The sequence below is a fragment of the Pseudoalteromonas sp. PS5 genome (assembly GCF_004103255.1).
In the GTDB taxonomy this organism is placed as follows: domain Bacteria; phylum Pseudomonadota; class Gammaproteobacteria; order Enterobacterales; family Alteromonadaceae; genus Pseudoalteromonas; species Pseudoalteromonas peptidolytica.
Genome location: NZ_RCSQ01000097.1, coordinates 14,168 through 31,087 on the forward strand (window position 1 = coordinate 14,168; position 16,920 = coordinate 31,087).

The 16,920-nt window shown below is 41.9% G+C and carries 18 protein-coding genes; 1 reads left to right on the forward strand and 17 read right to left on the reverse strand.

What is annotated here, in order from left to right:
* Positions 1-6 precede the first annotated feature (6 nt).
* The 12 genes from cheD to D9603_RS13350 all read right to left on the reverse strand — a co-directional run bounded on the left by cheD (position 7) and on the right by D9603_RS13350 (position 11,319).
* Positions 7-621, reverse strand: a complete 615-nt coding sequence (cheD, locus tag D9603_RS13295; protein ID WP_125253737.1) for a chemoreceptor glutamine deamidase CheD — start codon at positions 619-621, stop codon at positions 7-9.
* A complete protein-coding gene (locus D9603_RS13300; RefSeq protein WP_128731672.1) occupies positions 608-1,438 on the reverse strand; it encodes a protein-glutamate O-methyltransferase CheR in 831 nt (276 codons plus the stop codon). Before D9603_RS13300 ends, cheD begins: the two co-directional genes overlap by 14 nt.
* A gap of 61 nt (positions 1,439-1,499) precedes the next feature.
* On the reverse strand, positions 1,500-4,187 hold the full coding sequence (locus D9603_RS13305) for a methyl-accepting chemotaxis protein (protein ID WP_128731673.1): 2,688 nt from the start codon (positions 4,185-4,187) through the stop codon (positions 1,500-1,502).
* Between the two features lie 45 nt (positions 4,188-4,232).
* Positions 4,233-4,709 (reverse strand): chemotaxis protein CheW, encoded by a 477-nt coding sequence (locus D9603_RS13310; protein ID WP_194086970.1) that lies wholly within the window; start codon positions 4,707-4,709, stop codon positions 4,233-4,235.
* On the reverse strand, positions 4,706-6,799 hold the full coding sequence (locus tag D9603_RS13315; RefSeq protein ID WP_128731674.1) for a chemotaxis protein CheA: 2,094 nt from the start codon (positions 6,797-6,799) through the stop codon (positions 4,706-4,708). Before D9603_RS13315 ends, D9603_RS13310 begins: the two co-directional genes overlap by 4 nt.
* 18 nt (positions 6,800-6,817) lie before the next feature.
* The gene (locus D9603_RS13320) at positions 6,818-7,180 is read right to left on the reverse strand and encodes a response regulator (protein ID WP_099643757.1); all 363 of its coding nucleotides are present in this window, start codon (positions 7,178-7,180) and stop codon (positions 6,818-6,820) included.
* A 9-nt stretch (positions 7,181-7,189) separates the two neighbouring features.
* Positions 7,190-7,462, reverse strand: coding sequence for an STAS domain-containing protein (locus D9603_RS13325; RefSeq protein WP_125253742.1), 273 nt, complete (start codon positions 7,460-7,462; stop codon positions 7,190-7,192).
* Positions 7,463-7,615: 153 nt separating this feature from the next.
* Complete coding sequence (locus D9603_RS13330) at positions 7,616-8,209, reverse strand: SCO family protein (RefSeq protein ID WP_128731675.1); 594 nt, start codon at positions 8,207-8,209, stop codon at positions 7,616-7,618.
* The gene (gene cyoE, locus D9603_RS13335) at positions 8,206-9,105 is read right to left on the reverse strand and encodes a heme o synthase (protein ID WP_125253744.1); all 900 of its coding nucleotides are present in this window, start codon (positions 9,103-9,105) and stop codon (positions 8,206-8,208) included. The genes D9603_RS13330 and cyoE overlap by 4 nt, the downstream gene beginning before the upstream one ends.
* Positions 9,089-10,096, reverse strand: coding sequence for a COX15/CtaA family protein (locus tag D9603_RS13340; RefSeq protein WP_125253745.1), 1,008 nt, complete (start codon positions 10,094-10,096; stop codon positions 9,089-9,091). Before D9603_RS13340 ends, cyoE begins: the two co-directional genes overlap by 17 nt.
* A 10-nt stretch (positions 10,097-10,106) precedes the next feature.
* The gene (locus D9603_RS13345) at positions 10,107-10,598 is read right to left on the reverse strand and encodes a transmembrane cytochrome oxidase associated protein (protein WP_125253746.1); all 492 of its coding nucleotides are present in this window, start codon (positions 10,596-10,598) and stop codon (positions 10,107-10,109) included.
* Positions 10,591-11,319 (reverse strand): SURF1 family protein, encoded by a 729-nt coding sequence (locus tag D9603_RS13350; protein WP_125253747.1) that lies wholly within the window; start codon positions 11,317-11,319, stop codon positions 10,591-10,593. Before D9603_RS13350 ends, D9603_RS13345 begins: the two co-directional genes overlap by 8 nt.
* 11 nt (positions 11,320-11,330) lie before the next feature.
* Between D9603_RS13350 and D9603_RS13355 the strand changes: the two genes are divergently transcribed.
* The gene (locus D9603_RS13355) at positions 11,331-11,633 is read left to right on the forward strand and encodes a DUF2909 family protein (protein WP_125253748.1); all 303 of its coding nucleotides are present in this window, start codon (positions 11,331-11,333) and stop codon (positions 11,631-11,633) included.
* Here the strand turns inward: D9603_RS13355 and D9603_RS13360 are convergent.
* The 5 genes from D9603_RS13360 to lexA form a co-directional block, all read right to left on the reverse strand.
* Positions 11,533-12,408 (reverse strand): cytochrome c oxidase subunit 3, encoded by an 876-nt coding sequence (locus D9603_RS13360; RefSeq protein ID WP_128731676.1) that lies wholly within the window; start codon positions 12,406-12,408, stop codon positions 11,533-11,535. The two genes, D9603_RS13355 and D9603_RS13360, sit on opposite strands and share 101 nt — an antisense overlap.
* Before the next feature lies 1 nt (position 12,409).
* Entirely contained in the window at positions 12,410-12,976 is a 567-nt protein-coding gene (locus D9603_RS13365; protein WP_128731677.1) for a cytochrome c oxidase assembly protein, read from the reverse strand.
* Positions 12,976-14,550, reverse strand: coding sequence for a cytochrome c oxidase subunit I (gene ctaD, locus D9603_RS13370; protein WP_128731678.1), 1,575 nt, complete (start codon positions 14,548-14,550; stop codon positions 12,976-12,978). The genes D9603_RS13365 and ctaD overlap by 1 nt, the downstream gene beginning before the upstream one ends.
* Positions 14,550-15,692: a cytochrome c oxidase subunit II gene (gene coxB / locus D9603_RS13375; RefSeq protein WP_128731679.1), complete on the reverse strand. Its 1,143-nt coding sequence runs from the start codon at positions 15,690-15,692 to the stop codon at positions 14,550-14,552. The genes ctaD and coxB overlap by 1 nt, the downstream gene beginning before the upstream one ends.
* 349 nt (positions 15,693-16,041) lie before the next feature.
* Entirely contained in the window at positions 16,042-16,656 is a 615-nt protein-coding gene (lexA, locus tag D9603_RS13380; RefSeq protein ID WP_125253753.1) for a transcriptional repressor LexA, read from the reverse strand.
* Positions 16,657-16,920 lie beyond the last annotated feature (264 nt).

Below are 16,920 nucleotides of genomic sequence, written 5' to 3' on the forward strand. Positions count from 1 at the left end.
TCACCCTTAAAACAGCTCGATGTCTGTTTTGTTGTCTTGAGCTTCAATGTCGTGTAGGTAACGTACCTCACGTTGCTCAATCGTGTTATTGTGCATGGTGCGCAGTTTTTTTACCTGTGCTTTACCACTTTGAGGATGAAAAATAACTTTCCTTGGCCATGGACCACCTACATCCTGGGAAATTAGCTTCAAACACTCTTCCTCAACATAAGCTTGGGCAAATCGGATATTCCCCTCACCGATGTCCGTCATTGAACTAATTATCTTACCGCCACCAAACAATTTAATTTTTAAGTTCGCTCTAGATGCGCCGTTTTTAACAACTTCGTTTATTAAATATTCCATCGCCCAGTTACCATAGCGACAATTAAGATCATCAGCATGAACCTCTCGTAGGGACTTTGCACCGGGTAGCATAAAATGATTCATCCCCCCGATCCCTAACTTCTCATCATACACACATGCGGCAATACACGAGCCAAGTACGGTTGAAATTAGCTCATCTTGTTTAGATACATAAAACTCTCCAGGCAATACTTTTGCAACAACCATCGCTCGTCCTGAGTCCCAAAACCGTTTAACGTGTTCAAAGCCCCTTAAAACAGGCTTAAATTCTCTCATTCAACTGGCCTTTTTGATAAATGGTTTTACCTAAGTTTTTGAACTGCAAGTGCTCCTTACCCATGGTTTCAGAATGCCCAATTAGCAAATATCCATTCGGTACTAGCATCCGATGGTACTGCTCGAAAAGTTTGTCTTTTGTTTTTTTATCAAAATAAATCAGAACATTACGACAGAATATGGTATCAAACGGCCCTTTCATTGGCCATGGTTCCAGCAAATTCAAGCGCTTGAAATGAATGAAAGACTGTAATTTTGGTTTGACTCTATATGTACCGCCATCTGCGCTACGCAGAAACCATTTTTTCAATTTATCTTCGTCCAAACCTGTGACATTATTTGCGGTGTACTCTCCGATACTCGCCTTACTTAATACATTTGAATCTAAATCTGTTGCCAGCACCTTTACATCCCAATCATTAGGAAATGCGTTAGCAACTGTCATTGCAATACTGTATGGCTCTTCACCCGTTGAGCACCCCGCAGACCATATCCTCACCCTTTTGTCCTGCTTATGCCGAGTAGTAATTTCTGGCACCACCGTCTTTGCCAGAAATTCGAAGTGATGATTTTCTCTAAAAAAAGAGGTTAAATTTGTAGTTATAGAATTAATAAAGTGACTAAATTCTGCGTCTTCATTTTTTTCTAAAAATGATAGATATTCAGCAAATGAACTCAAGCCATTAGCGCGTATGCGTCTTGCTAACCGCGAATACACCATTTCTTTTTTATGTGGCCCAAGCACTATGCCACAAGCATCATATACTCGAGCCGAAACCTCAGAGAAGTCCTTATCTGTAAGCAAAAACTCTCGCATCGCAATATTCCCTCAATCTTACTCATCACGCTGGTTTTATACCAGCTAAACACACCTTATGCTAAAACTCTTCCCACTCTTCAGAATCATCAGCAAACTGGTTGTTTTTTGTGTTTTGCAATGATGTTTTGCTCGGTATCATGGTGTGCTTGGGTGGTTGTTTCTCTTGAATATCATAATGACGTTTTGACGAGCTCACATCGTGGCTGTGACTAGCTAGGTCGTCTAGCGTAAAAAAGTTCAGAAGCTTTCTCATATCGTTTGCTTGCTCAGCCATAGACTCACCAGCAGCAGACGCCTCTTCAACTAGTGCGGCATTTTGTTGGGTCATCTCATCCATTTGGGAAACGGCTTTATTCACTTGCTCTATCCCAGAGCTTTGCTCAACAGAGGCTTCAGCAATATCCGAGATCATGTTTGTTACACGCTTCACCGACTCCACAATCCCTTTTAGGGTTTCGCCTGATTCATTCACCAATAATGTGCCATCTTCGACTTTGCTGACACTATCTCGTATTAAATCTTTAATTTCTTTTGCCGCCGCCGCGGAGCGCTGTGCTAAGTTTCTCACCTCTCCAGCAACAACAGCAAATCCACGTCCTTGTTCACCTGCTCGCGCGGCTTCCACAGCCGCGTTTAAGGCAAGTAAGTTTGTTTGGAAAGCAATTTCATCTATAACCCCTATGATGTCAGCTATTTTTTTACTCGAGCTGTTTATTTCTGACATACTTTCTACCGCGCGAGTAACAACCTCTCCACCTTTAGTTGCCTTATCACACGTTTCTTCTGCCAGTTGATTCGCAACTTTTGCATTATCCGCATTTTGCCTAACTGTACTGGTCATTTCTTCCATACTAGAAGCCGTTTCCTCTAAGGAAGATGCCTGCTCTTCAGTCCGCTGACTCAAGTCAGCATTGCCTTGTGATATTTCTTCTGCGCCACTTGCGACTAGGTTTGCTGAAGTGCGGATCCGGCCTAACACCTCGGTCAATTTTTCAGCCGTGGTATTGGCGTCCTTTTTCAGTTTCTCATAAGCACCACGATAATCTCCCTCTATCCGCTGGGTTAAATTACCCGTAGCCAACGAATCCAGCATTTCTCCCATGTCAGTAACTGTTTCATCGACAGTCGCAACTAAGCTATTAAGTCCTTGTGCTAATCGCAAATAAAATCCTTCTTTACCCTCATCAGATAAACGAACACTTAAGTTACCACTGTTAGCTGATTGCACTAGTCCTGCGACTTCTTTTTCAATCTGGACTTCCTTGGTTCTGTCGTTCCATTCAACTACGGTTCCTACACGTTCGTTATTACTATCAAAAATGGGATTTGCCACCAAACTAAAGGTACGTCCGCCAACGGCTATCTCAGTTTTGTACTCAGATTCAAGACGAGAGAGCATACTACGCTGATGACTTGGATTTTTATGGAAAACATCAATATTAGCCCCCATAAGCTGCCTGCTGTCAAAGTTTGGCAAATCACGCTTTAAATCACCTTCGGCACTTCTCATCATTTCTTTGACTGCGCGGTTTAAGTATACGATTTCAAACTTTTCGTTTGCGATCATGGTGTTCGTCGATACATTATCCAGCGCTCTTCGTACTCTTAGGTTTTCTGCTGCAGCGGCTTTTTCCAGAGCTTCCCGATTTAACCTATCAGTCTTGTCTTCCCACTCAACCACCGTACCAATACGCTTATTGTCATCATCAAAAACTGGGGTTGCAATTAGCCCAAATGTGAAACCCGCAACTTGAATGTCAGCACGATATACATCGTTTAACTTATCAAGTATATGCCTCTGATGACTTGGATTTTCGTGGAATACATCAATACATTGACCAATAAGTTTATCAACATCGAAGTTTGGAAGAGACTTCCTAAGCTGAGGCTGATTATCTCTGAGCATCCTAACTACAGAATCGTTGACATAAACGATGTTTAATTTATCGTCCGCGAGCATGACGTTAGCTTGACAAACATTAAGTGCACTAGAAATTCTCGCATTGTGACTCGCCAACTCTGCTTGCCTCTTTTCAACCTCAAGCTCTCTTGTTAAGTCTTTCCACTCCACTAAGGTGGCTAAGCGTTTACCTTCTTCATCAAATACTGGCGTTGCAATAAGGTCGAAGGTAAGTCCAGCGACTATAATCTGGGCAACATAGGGCCTAGAGAGATTAGCTAAAATACCTCTTTGATGGCTGGGGTTACGGTGAAATGAGTCGATGTTAGCGCCAATTAAGTTATCTACATTAAAACCTGGTAATTCTTGCTGTAGTTTGGCCTGATTCTTTCGCAACATACTCGTAAGGGAATCATTTAAATAAACGATATTAAGAGACGCATCAGCCAACATTATGTTTGCTTGACAAACTTTGAGTGCTAATAACAGGCTGTGGTTATGCTCTTTATCATTCGCTATATCATCATTTAAAAAAGTAGCTACTGCTCTGAACAGCGTCGGATGCTCTGCCTTGAAGTGGTTATTTAGTAAGCTTGCATCGTTATTTTCGATTGCCGGTATAATACTTTCAACGCTCTGTAACCTAGCCAGCAGCGTGTTTACACTTTGCTTCAGTAGCAAAACCGCTAATGCAACGCTTACGCCCGCAATTACTATCGCGACGTAAGTTTGAGTAGACATACTCACGTTTAACATCTGAATACTGATTGCCAAACCCACAACTATTATGGCACTGGCAACTAATACTCTGCTATTGACTTGACTCACTAGTGCGTGATCGCGCATGTTATCCCCCGACAACCGATTGCTCATCATGTTTTACTTCAAGATCTAAAATTTTTTTAAATTTAAAAGTACAACCATTTTTTCACCAACATTGACTAGTCCTTGTACGAACTGACTATTTTCCGAGTCCTGAAAGTCAGGTACATCTTTAGCTGTTTCTTCATTGATGCTGTACACGTCCGAGACTGCATCTACCACTAGTCCCATAATTTTCTGCATCCCTTTGATGACCACAGACACGACAATAACGACTGTTAAAGCACCATATTCGATCTGAGGTAAGCCAAAGCGGATCCGCAAATCAATGATAGGTACTATGGTTCCACGCAGATTAATTGCACCATTTACATACCTTGGTGAATTAGGAATTGCTGTTACCTCTTCCCATCCCCTAATTTCTTGGACAGCCAAGATATCCATGCCATATTCTTCTCCTGCCATCATAAAGGTCAAAAACTGCTTATCACCTTCCTTATTAGCCAGCATAATTTGCTCATTAACTGCTGCACGCTCAGTGATCATGTCATCACCTCTTCTAGCTCCTGCTCTACCAACAGCTCTTGACTTCCGGGTCGCTTAAGGCCGCTCAGTTTTATTAAGCCACTGATATCTATAATCAACGACACTCTGCCGTCTCCGAGAATAGTAGCGCCAGATATGCCATTGACCTTTTGATAATTCGCTTCTAGGCTTTTTATCACCACTTGCTGCTGTGCCAGTAAGTCATCCACCAGCAGCCCAACCTTATGGTTGTCGCTTTCAACCACAACAAGCAGAGTTTTGTCGAGTTCTTCGATTGCTCCTTCATGGCTAAATAACTGATAGAGTCTGATGATTGGAATGTACTCGTCTCTCAATCGCAAAACCTCTAAACCATTTCCGACTCTACTCACTTTTTTAATATCGATCTGCAGTGATTCCACAATGGAAATAAGGGGGATGATATAGGTATGTTGCGCAACTTTGACTAGCTGACCATCCAAAATAGCGAGTGTAAGCGGTAGACGAATCGTAAATGTTGAGCCAACTCCCTTGGCCGAAGTAACCTCTACACTACCATTAAGCGCTTGAATATTTCGACGTACCACATCCATCCCGACACCACGACCCGAAATATCACTTACTTCATCCGCAGTAGAGAACCCCGGCTTAAAAATAAGCTCATTGACTTCCTCAACAGTAAGCTCATCTGTTGCCTGTACCAACTCATTCGCCACGGCTTTACTCTTGATTTTTTCTGTATTGAGACCTCTGCCATCATCCATAATCTCAATGACGATATTTCCGCCTTGGTGAAAAGCATTTAACGTCACAGTCCCAACGGGATCCTTTCCTGCTTTAATTCTTTCCTCGGGTGTTTCTAATCCATGATCTAACGAGTTTCTTACAAGATGCACCATAGGATCAGAGATTTTTTCCATCACTGTTTTATCTAACTCTGTTTGTTCGCCAAGTAGCTTGAGCGCTACTTGTTTATCCAGCTTCTGCGATGTATCTCTAACCAAGCGTGGAAAGCGACTAAAGACGAAACTAATAGGTAACATCCTTATCCGCATTACGTTTTCTTGCAAGTCTCGGGTGTTGTGAGCCAGCTGTGCCAACCCCTCTTGCATTGCAGCCAATGTATGCTCTGTGGGCTCTTGTTCGCCGAGTTGAGTTAACATTGCTTGCGTTATTACTAATTCACCCACCATATTTATCAGTGAGTCGACTTTATCTATACCTACTCTGATTGATGTAGATTCGCCTGACTTCTTATTCACCTCAGATTTAGGCTTAGCCATGGCGGTCGGTTTTTGAGTGGTTTCTGGATTGTTCTGAGTTTCTTTTTGCGCTACTTGCGATTCAGTATCTGTTTTGGACGCTATATTCACTTCTGGAGCACTATCATTTTCAAATAGGCCGCCACACAACGTGATCACTATCTCGGCGTCATCCTCAACCCACTCGAAAACCTCTCTAATAGCTGACTCAGAGTGGCTAGTGTTTAAATATAAACGCCAACTTAGGTAGCAGTCTTCAGGGTTAAACCCTTCAATATCTGGAATTGCATCGCAAAAGGCGTGCGTTTCCAAATCCCCGAGTTCGGACAGCTCACTCAACATATACAAAGGCTCATTGCCAGTTTTAAAAAGGTGTGTAAGCGGTTTGAAGTCAATTTGATAGGTTTGTAATTCAGGAGCTACCTCTCGGCTTGGTGAGGTCTGAGCATCTTGCGACTGTTGAGCGCCTAAAATCCCTTCAAACTTCTCTCGTAACGTATTCGCCACAGAAAGGTCAGGCTCTTCTTCAGCTTGCAAGCTTGTCAATAGAGCTCTTAAGCAATCGACGGACTGAAGTAAAAGATTTACATGTTCAGCTGCTAGTTGACGTCTACCATCACGGATTTGATCAAGCAAGGTCTCTAAAACGTGGGTGAAGTTAGATACGGATGTAAAGCCAAATGTTCCACTTCCACCTTTAATACTGTGCGCTGCACGAAATATGGTATTGATGGTCTCCGAATCTTCTTGCCCTGGCTGTAAGTTTAGAAGCTCCGCTTCCATCACATCCAGCCCCTCAAAGCTCTCTTCAAAAAAGACATCAAAGAATTGGCTTAAATCAATACTCATGTCGACGCCCCTTTATGTCTACCTGATGACTTTCTTTAGTACAGCTAGCAGTTGTTCAGGGTTAAAAGGTTTAACTATCCATCCGGTAGCACCTGCTGCCTTACCTTCTGTTTTCTTATCCAGTCCTGATTCAGTAGTTAGCATCAACAAAGGAGTAAACTTATAATTAGGCAGGCTACGAAGTTCTTTGATCAGAGTTATGCCATCCATAACTGGCATATTCACATCTGAGATCACAGCATCAAAGCCCTGCTGTTTTGCAATAGATAGAGCCTCACTGCCATCTTTTGCTTCTATCACATCAAAGCCAGCTTTTTTTAATGTAAAGCCAACCATTTGACGCATAGAGGCAGAATCATCCACAGCTAAAATCTTTTTCATAATCACCTCTTAGTTTTCAATACCATGGAATAAATAGTGCGTTAATCCGAGCTCATTTACGGCTTGTGCGAGCGCTTCACTTTCACCATGCCAAACAATTTTGTGCTCCATTGAATGTAGGTGCTTTTGCACAGCGCATAGTAACTGGATAGAAGCAGTGTCTGCTTTTTGCACTTCGCTAATGTCGATAGAAATGTCAGATGTTTCCAAAGAGTCCTGGAAAATTTGATGGTACAAGCTTTCCACATGATTAATTGCCATTTCTGGTGGAAGTTTCAACATGAGCTGAAGACTATCCCTGTAAAAGTGAGTAATAAAATTAGCTTAGACTGTGATCGTAAAATTGCCACAAAGATTAAATAAAAATCCGCAAATAATGAAAGCGTTAGAGGTAGGAAATAAAATCGCGTAGGGCACAGGCTACGCGATATGGAGCTAGTTTATTATGCTATTAAGGTCTTTTAATAACTGTTTTTCATCGATCGTCGGCACAGTTCCAACTTCATGAGAGGGTTTAAAAATAGCCTCCAGCTGTCCCTTTGGATTGATTAGTGCGACTGATGCACTGTGATCAACATAGTATTCTTCTTGCTGTTCTTGATTTATCGCATAGATCAAGCCAAGATCTCTGACAAAAGGAAACAATATCGAATGCTCTGCAGAGACCGCTTTGAAGGTTGGATCAAAGTGCCTAATATACGCTTGTCGTCGCTCCTTTGAGTCTCTGTGAGGATCAACAGATACGAACCATACTTGTAATTTACTCTTATCTTTCATTGATTGATACACATGAGTCAGTTTCAATAATGTCATCGGACAAACGTCAGGACAGCTGGTATACCCAAGAAAAAGTAAATTCCACTTGCCTGCAAAGTCTTGATTGGATAACACTTCACCATACTGGTCTTGAAGTTGAAACGACTGCACTTCTTTTGGTTTTGGGTACCAAACTACTTTTTCAGACACGTCAGGCGCAGGGCTACAACCAGATAATATCGCCACTACAACGATCAAAAGAATTTTTTTCATATAAATGCTTTATCCACAAAAAGTGCTACGAAAACAATTAGCAAATGCCAAATTGAAAAATAAAATACACGCATAGCATACTCTAAACTCTTCGTTTTAATAAGCTTTGCGGCCTTATATATAAAGGCCACATTAACTGCCCCAGAGCACAGTAAATAAATCCACCCCGACATTCCGACCAAATAAGGCAATAGGCAAATTACGGTCAGTAATATGGTGTAAAATAATACACAAAGCTTGGTAAATTCATCACCGTGTGTCACAGGTAGCATGGGTATTTCAGCTTTCTCATAGTCACGTTTTCGCGCTATGGCTAAAGCCCAAAAGTGTGGTGGAGTCCATGCAAAAATTATCATCACTAATAACCATGGTTCAGCACCCAGCTGTCCTGTCTCGCTAACCCACCCAAGCAGCGGTGGCATAGCACCAGCTAACCCTCCAATCACAATATTTTGGGGGGTTGCTCGCTTCAAAAGTAACGTATACACAACGGCATATCCAACTAACGCAGCGAGAGTTAACAAAGCACACAGCTGGTTTGCAAAAATGGAGAGTAGTACATAGCCGAATAAAGCCAAAGTACTGGCAAACATTATGGCTGAAGAAACAGAGACTGACTCTGTTGCAAGCGGTCGGTCACGCGTTCTGACCATCTTTTTATCTATCTCTCTGTCAACCACATGATTTATTGCTGCGGCACTGCTCGACAGCAAGCCGATTCCCAATAGACTCATGATTTGAGACAATAGCGTTTTATCGCTTTGTGGCGCTAAAGCCAGACCAACCCACGCGGTGATCACCAGCATGCAAACTACTTTAAACTTGCACATGCCAAAATAGGCCTTTAGCAACGATGTTATTCTTTGATATTCAAAAGTATTAGTTAACTGGTGCATATTTATCTCCTACTTTTTGCGCTAAATTCACAAAAAAGCATAGTCTCACCATAGCTAGTAATACCATGGCTGCCATAAAGTTATGAAATAAGGTGAGTAGCAATGGAAATTGGAAATGAACGATAGCGGCGCCGACCGCCACTTGCAGAGTAATCAGCACTAATACCAGATAAGCTGAATTTCTGATCACCTGATTTTGTGCCTGCTTTAATAAAGGCCAGCATGCTATAAGTAAACTGAATACGGTTATAATTGCCCACACTCTATGAGTAAAATGGATAGACACCCTTGATTCAAAAGGGAGCACGCCAAACTCGTAGGTGGCTGAAGGCTCAGGCAGGGTAAATAGACTTTGCCAAGAAAACAATTGTAAGTTGTCACAAAGCGGTAAGCCTGTACAGTGAGGCGCAGCATAGTTGGCAGCTAGCCAACCTCCAAGCGCAATTTGAATAACCAAAATATAAAGCGCTACATAACACATCAGAGCAAGACGTTTTGGGACATCAGCGATAATGTCACGGTGCTTCAGTCGTAAAGCAAGCAAAACAAGCAACGCCAGAATACTGAACCCTCCTAGTAAATGCCCCATTACTATTATCGGCTGTAAATTCATTGTTACAGTCCACATTCCTAAAGCTCCTTGAAACAACACTAACAGCAGAAGTAAATAGTAATGTTTATTAGGGCCTTCAACCTGTGGCTTTTTAAAGAATTGTAAGCATGCCAGGAGGAGAATAATGGCCCCCAAAAAGCTAGCAAAGTAACGATGGATCATCTCGATCCAAGCTTTGTCGGCTTCGACTTCTAAATGCGGAAACTGATCTTTTGCAGCGATTAACTCATGAGCTTCATTGGGCACAGTCAAAAAGCCATAGCACCCAGGCCAATCAGGGCAGCCAAGACCTGCGTCACTCAAGCGTGTGAAAGCACCAAGAGTGACAACCGCAAGCGTAACAAAACAGGTAAATATTACCAGCTTGATTCTATTCATATATAACCTCCTAGCTTGAGCGAGAGTAGTTCAATAGTTTTTTGAGGTCACTTAGCAAGCCTTTTTGTATACTTCTCGTTTTTCTTTGATCTAATATAGGCGCGTACTGAAGAACAAATAGACCAGTCTTATCTACCAAGTAAATATAGTTATCTTGCAGTTGGGAGATTTGTAGCGGCAATGAAGTTGCGTGCTCAATAAGAGGTTCGCCTTGATTCTGCAACACCACGATAGTTACCTTCTGCTGATGCTTGCCAAGTGCCAAATACAAATTAGGAAGACTGTTAAGCAACAAAGAGCATTGCTCATTACATGACTTTGGACGCTGATACACAATACTCCACTCTGTATCTTGGACGACTGCAGGCTGTCTCACCTCTTGACGTAGAAATTCACCATGGTTAGTTGTGCTACTGGGAAGCCAACCCAACTTTAGTGCAACGAATGCTAGTAGTAATGGCATAATGAACAAACTGACAAACCATATCGCTGTCTTAGACATATCCACTCTCCTTTTTTGAAAGTTTCCATCCGATCACTAGTGCCGAAAACGCAATCAGCAGCCACTGAACAGCATAAGCCTCATGCTTCTGTGGTGACATTACAACTGGTTGGTAATGTGGCTCAGTACTACCAAGTACGTCATGTGTCATGTATGCAATGATAGGCAATAGAGTGCGGTTAGAAGCTTTAGATAGGTAGTCGAGATCAATATACTGAATTATCGAATGAGCCTGCTGACTTTCCGCTGCAGAGTCAGCCAACGTAAAGCCTTTACTCACGTTTGTTTTAATGTATGCAGGGAAAGTTACCTTTGTTTCGGAAAGAGAAGTAAGTGTTGGAATTCGACTTGCTTGCTGTGGGACAAAACCCAAATTTACCACAACATATTCACCAGTCTTACTCACTTCTAAAATAGATATAACGTCAAAACCTACTCGGCCTTTTACTACTTGGTTATCAAGATACCATACCGCGCCAGCAACAAAGCGCCCAGTTAGTTGCACTTCACCATCAATTTGCTCGATAGGAACTTTACTTTCAGGATTATTTCTATTTGCAAGGTTTTGGTCTTGTCGCTTCTCTATATGTTGGTTTATTGCATGCTTTTTGGCTGCACGTTGCCATTGCCAATATGAAAGAGCTACACATAACAACATCACGATTAACGCTGCCAATATAGGCGTTTTTGATCTACCTTTAAAAAGTGCACCTAAATTCACGGACACTCCTTATGATTAAAATTATTATCGTAGTACTTCTGCTATTTATTTTTCTTAGTTTATTTAAAGCGATGTTCGTCATGCTCAAATCAGGGCAACAAGGGTCAATGGCAAAGCAGCTATTAAATCGAGTATACGCCTCTATAGCTGTGATTCTTATTATTTGTCTGGCTGCTCAGTTTGATTTAATCAAATTACATTCGTCGCCTATTTCTACAACACATAAACAAATACAAACAAACACAGCCACACCACATCAACAAAGTGCCAATACCAAGCACCAGCCTGAAACGCAAAGTGATTTTTCGCACTAAAGTGCCCTTTCAGAACTCTCACCCATATCACAAATAAAATTATCGCCCCAAGCGTGACATGAACTCCATGAAATCCAGTTAGTAAAAAGAAGGTGTTGCCATAAACTCCAGATTGAAGAGTTAAACCAAGTTCTTGATAGGCATGTATATACTCTTCAACCTGTAGAGTTAAAAAGCCAATACCAAGCAGTACCGTTAACCCTAAAAAGGCTTTTACTTTTGCCCTTTGATCTTTTTCTAGGGCAACATGTGCCAAACTTAACGTTATTGAAGAGGCGAGCAGTATGATGGTGTTGATCAATGGTAAGCCCTGCCACCCCATGGCTTGTGTTACCGTTCCATCAGGCGTTGTTAATAGTGGCCACGCGCCTTCAAACTGAGGCCACAGCACTTCGTTTGTGCTCACATTATTACTTGCTCCACCTAACCAAGGAACAGCTATCATGCGTGCATAAAACAGCGCGCCAAAGAAAGCACCAAAAAACATTATTTCGGAAAAAATAAACCAACCCATCCCTTGTTTAAACGAGCGATCCATTTGCTCTGAATACAATCCAGCTTGGGATTCTTGAATTACGTTTCTAAACCAACCAAAAATCATATAGATCAGCGTAGCGATACCTATAAGTAACAGGATTGCGCCACTATTGTTCGGGGAGTCAAGTTGAATGATTGTAAGCGCGCAGCCCACTGCGATAAAAAAGAGCGCAAAAGCGCCAACAATAGGCCAAGGGCTTTGCTCTGGAACGTAGTATTTTTCTTGTTCATGGTTCATGTTAGAACTCCTTTAGAGCGACTAACTGGCCCAACTGCACATTTTGTGTCTGGCTTACTCGCTCTGTAATATCAAATAACGTGTATGAAAGCGTTAGTTCTTCCACATCATCAGGCAGTTCTGTATCTACATAAAACCTCAATACAAACTCAACCTCTTCTTTACCCTTCATTGGTTGTTGGTCGAAGCAAAAACAGGCCATTTTATGTAAATACTTGGCAGCTTTTCCCGGAGATACAGAGGGAATTGCTTGTAAAATCCGATCACTGTCACTCATATTCTTTGCAATAAACTTCACGTCTGTTAATTTTCCGGGTTGCACACTGACAAAGTGTTGAGCTGCATCAACCTTAAATGGTGCATGACCCTGGCTATGTGTTGTGAAACTTACCTCAACTTGACGGCTATCAATAATAGCCTCGCTTTGCTCTGCCACTTTCATCGAAGGTTTTCCATTGAGTCCTGTTACATCACAAAATACGTCGTAAAGTGGGACTAATGCAAAAGCAAAAGCAAACATGCCCAGAGTCAGCAGCAGGAGCTTTCTAAGGAGGCGTCCATGTTGCATTACTTGACCTCCGGTGGGGTAGAAAATGTATGATATGGCGCAGGTGACGGTACTTCCCACTCAAGGCCTTCAGCTCCATCCCACACTTTACCGGGCACCTGCTCACCTCCTTTGGCACACCTATACACAACAGCCACGAATAATAGTTGTGATAAACCAAAAGCAAAGCCACCAATGCTGATAATGGCATTAAAATCAGCGAACTGAAGTGCATAATCAGGTATTCGTCGAGGCATTCCTGCCAAGCCAACAAAGTGCATGGGAAAAAACAATACATTGACACTCACAAGAGATAGCCAAAAGTGCAGTTTTGCTAGTTTGATATCAAACATGTTGCCAGTCCATTTCGGCAGCCAATAATAAGCAGCAGCCATAATAGAGAACACGGCACCTGTTACTAGCACATAATGGAAGTGTGCAACGACAAAGTAGGTATCGTGATATTGAAAATCAGCAGGCGTAATCGCTAACATGAGTCCGGAAAAGCCACCTATTGTGAATAGCACAATAAAGGCGATAGAAAAGAGCATGGGTACTTCAAAGCTGATTGCCCCTCGCCACATAGTCGCGACCCAATTAAATACTTTTACCCCTGTAGGTACAGAAATCAACATTGTCGCATACATAAAGAAAAGCTCACCTGCTAGTGGCATTCCTGTCGTGAACATATGATGAGCCCACACAACAAAAGAAAGTAAAGCAATCGAGGCTGTGGCGTATACCATTGAAGCATAGCCAAATAGTTTCTTTCTAGAAAAGGTAGGCACTATCGTGGAGATAATACCAAAGGCGGGTAGTATCATAATATATACTTCAGGGTGACCAAAGAACCAGAATATGTGTTGAAACATAACAGGATCACCACCACCTGCGGCATCAAAAAAGCTCGTACCGAAGAACTTATCAGTTAACACCATGGTGACAGCACCAGCCAAAACAGGCATAACTGCAATTAGTAAAAATGCAGTTATAAGCCAAGTCCATACAAATAGTGGTAGCTTCATCCATGTCATACCTGGCGCTCGAAGGTTCACTATAGTAACGATGACATTAATAGCGCCCATTATTGAGCTTATCCCCATTATATGAACTGAAAATACAAAAAATGCCGTATTATCATTACTGTAGGTTGTAGATAGTGGTGCGTAAAAAGTCCATCCAAAAGCAGGCCCCCCTCCTTCTAGAAACAAAGACATGAGCAAAATGGCAAACGCAAAAGGTAAGATCCAGAAGCTCCAGTTATTCATTCTTGGAAGCGCCATGTCTGGAGCTCCGATCATCATCGGGATCATCCAATTGGCAAGCCCCGTAAATGCCGGCATCACTGCACCAAATACCATGATCAAGCCATGAACGGTTGTCATTTGGTTAAAAAAATGCGGATCGACTAACTGTAATCCAGGCTGAAAGAGTTCAGCCCGTATCACCATCGCCATTGCACCACCAATCAAAAACATGGTCAGTGAAAATAATAGGTAAAGCGTGCCGATATCTTTATGATTGGTTGTAAAAAGCCAGCGTTGTAGGCCTTTGGGAGTTCCATGATTTGAATGTTCTTCTACTATAGCACTCATTACTTGGCCTCCTCTAAGGCATCAATTTCTTGTTGAATTTGACTCGGCTGGATCACCTCTCCTGTGTCATTACCCCAGCTATTCCTTTTGTAAGTGATGACTCCTGCAATTTGTTTAATCGTCAATTGCTTTGCAAATGCTTGCATAGCAGTACCAGGACGACCAAGCAGAAGGATGTCAATGTGTGGTTTAAGATCACCTATGACAACTTCACTCCCCTTCATAGCGGGGAAGACGCCAGGTAAGCCAAGCCCAGTTGGCTGGTGACAAGCAGCACAATATGCCATGTAGGTTTGTTCGCCGACCTCCATTAACTCTTCTTTCGATAAAATTTGCTCTGCCACCGCCTGTGATTCTGCTGCAGCTTTTGCTTTGGCGGCTTTAGCATCATCGAGCCACACCTCAAAGTTTTCAGGGCTTACAGCTTCTACCACCACAGGCATAAATCCGTGGTCTTTTCCACAGAGCTCTGCGCATTGCCCTCTGTAGATTCCTTCCTCATTAACTTTGGTCCATGCTTCATTGATAAAGCCCGGATTAGCGTCTTTCTTAACAGCAAAATCAGGTACCCACCATGAGTGAATAACGTCATCTGACGTCATTAAAAAGCGAACTTTCCTATCAGTTGGGATCACTAAATGGTTATCAACTTCCAAAAGATAATTGTCATTTTTATCTTGTAGATCATTGATTTCGTCTCTTGATGTAGATAGTAAAGAGTAAAATTCAACATCATGTCCCATATACTCGTAATGCCACTTCCACTGTGAACCTGTTACCTTAATAGTTAGATCAGCTTTGCTTGTATCTTCCATCGCAATAAGCGTTTTCGTAGCAGGGATAGCCATTCCTATCAGTATCAGAAAGGGGATTGTGGTCCAAAGAATTTCAACTTTAGTACTTTCGTGGAATTGAGCTGCGACAGCACCTGTTGATTTACGATGCTTGAGTAATGCCCAGAACATCACTCCAAACACTATAACTCCTATCACACAACATATAAGGAAAATAGTCATGTGGAGCTCATATACTTGATGGCTAATGTCTGTTACGCCCTGCCTCATATTGTAATCGCTATTCGCAAGTGATGGCATGACGATTAGCACGGTGACAAATGCTACAACTAATCGACAAATTTTCATTTGACGTCTCCTTCAAGGCAGCGCTTAGCCCCTTTTGTTATTATCGGATGACTGTCATATTGTCTATTGGTACATAGACTTACTGCACGACTCTTAACCAAATAGTCAAGAAATTTACAAAACGCAAGATTTTAGGAAAAGATGCCAGTTAGAAGTGTTTTTATAGTTATGAACTAATAAATGTAAGAAGGCAAAGTATTATGTAGAATTATCAAAGTAGTAAACTAACCTAAGAGTAGCTATATTTAATCCCAGCCGAGGGCTGTATTAGCAATACTTTAGATAAGCAATAAAAAAGGTGTTTATCTAGAGCGTAACACCATTTAATTAGTGTTACGCTCAACTTAAGTTACATCCAGTCGGCGTTTCTGATGACACCCACTGCAAGCCCTTCAATAGAAAAGTTCTGATGTTCAAGATCAACCTCAATAGCTTGAAACTCTTCATTTTCTGCATGAAGCAAAATCTTTTTGCCTTTTTTCTCTAGGCGCTTAACTGTCACGTCTTCCTCTACACGCGCCACTATTACTTGACCATTATCAGCTACCTGAGTCTTATGCACAGCAAGCAAATCCCCATCCATGATCCCAATGTTCTTCATGCTCATACCACTAACCCTAAGTAAATAGTCCGCATGAGGCTTAAAGAAGCTAGCATCTACATTGAAATGACTTTCAACGTGTTGTTCTGCAAGAATGGGTTCTCCAGCAGCCACCCTGCCGATGATTGGCAACCCTAACTGTTCTGGTTCATCCTCAACCAACCTAATACCTCGACTAGCTCCAGGAACCATTTCTATAACCCCCTTCTTGGCAAGTGCTTTAAGGTGCTCCTCTGCTGCATTTGCACTTTTAAAGCCTAACGCATCAGCGATTTCAGCTCTAGTCGGGGGCATGCCAGTATCCTTAATGAATACTTTAATCAGTTCAAAGACTTGCTCTTGTCGTTTAGTTAAAGGTCGCATCAACTGGTATTCCATACAGTATTATATTTACTGTAAGTATATACAGCTGAGAAAAAATCGCAATGTTTGTTTATTCTTATAAATTAAGTTTACAGCCTTAGTAAGGTATGTAAAAAATCCAATAAAGAGAAAGAGTTAAATTTACTTTCCTTAAGGAAAGTAAATTATAAGCTGATAGATAAGTCGAAGAGAGAAGTTTTAAGTAGAGCAACGTCAAAACTGAGTAAGGAGTTTTCTCAAACCCTCGGCGGGTAAACCGCCTCC

Excerpts from the sequence above, each read along its gene's own strand:
- cheD (WP_125253737.1), bottom strand. The coding sequence starts at position 621 with ATGAGAGAATTTAAGCCTGTTTTAAGGGGCTTTGAACACGTTAAACGG.
- D9603_RS13300 (WP_128731672.1), bottom strand. The coding sequence starts at position 1,438 with ATGCGAGAGTTTTTGCTTACAGATAAGGACTTCTCTGAGGTTTCGGCT.
- D9603_RS13305 (WP_128731673.1), bottom strand. The coding sequence starts at position 4,187 with ATGCGCGATCACGCACTAGTGAGTCAAGTCAATAGCAGAGTATTAGTT.
- D9603_RS13310 (WP_194086970.1), bottom strand. The coding sequence starts at position 4,709 with ATGATCACTGAGCGTGCAGCAGTTAATGAGCAAATTATGCTGGCTAAT.
- D9603_RS13315 (WP_128731674.1), bottom strand. The coding sequence starts at position 6,799 with ATGAGTATTGATTTAAGCCAATTCTTTGATGTCTTTTTTGAAGAGAGC.
- D9603_RS13320 (WP_099643757.1), bottom strand. The coding sequence starts at position 7,180 with ATGAAAAAGATTTTAGCTGTGGATGATTCTGCCTCTATGCGTCAAATG.
- D9603_RS13325 (WP_125253742.1), bottom strand. The coding sequence starts at position 7,462 with ATGTTGAAACTTCCACCAGAAATGGCAATTAATCATGTGGAAAGCTTG.
- D9603_RS13330 (WP_128731675.1), bottom strand. The coding sequence starts at position 8,209 with ATGAAAAAAATTCTTTTGATCGTTGTAGTGGCGATATTATCTGGTTGT.
- cyoE (WP_125253744.1), bottom strand. The coding sequence starts at position 9,105 with ATGCACCAGTTAACTAATACTTTTGAATATCAAAGAATAACATCGTTG.
- D9603_RS13340 (WP_125253745.1), bottom strand. The coding sequence starts at position 10,096 with ATGAATAGAATCAAGCTGGTAATATTTACCTGTTTTGTTACGCTTGCG.
- D9603_RS13345 (WP_125253746.1), bottom strand. The coding sequence starts at position 10,598 with ATGTCTAAGACAGCGATATGGTTTGTCAGTTTGTTCATTATGCCATTA.
- D9603_RS13355 (WP_125253748.1), top strand. The coding sequence starts at position 11,331 with ATGATTAAAATTATTATCGTAGTACTTCTGCTATTTATTTTTCTTAGT.
- D9603_RS13360 (WP_128731676.1), bottom strand. The coding sequence starts at position 12,408 with ATGAACCATGAACAAGAAAAATACTACGTTCCAGAGCAAAGCCCTTGG.
- D9603_RS13365 (WP_128731677.1), bottom strand. The coding sequence starts at position 12,976 with ATGCAACATGGACGCCTCCTTAGAAAGCTCCTGCTGCTGACTCTGGGC.
- ctaD (WP_128731678.1), bottom strand. The coding sequence starts at position 14,550 with ATGAGTGCTATAGTAGAAGAACATTCAAATCATGGAACTCCCAAAGGC.
- coxB (WP_128731679.1), bottom strand. The coding sequence starts at position 15,692 with ATGAAAATTTGTCGATTAGTTGTAGCATTTGTCACCGTGCTAATCGTC.
- lexA (WP_125253753.1), bottom strand. The coding sequence starts at position 16,656 with ATGCGACCTTTAACTAAACGACAAGAGCAAGTCTTTGAACTGATTAAA.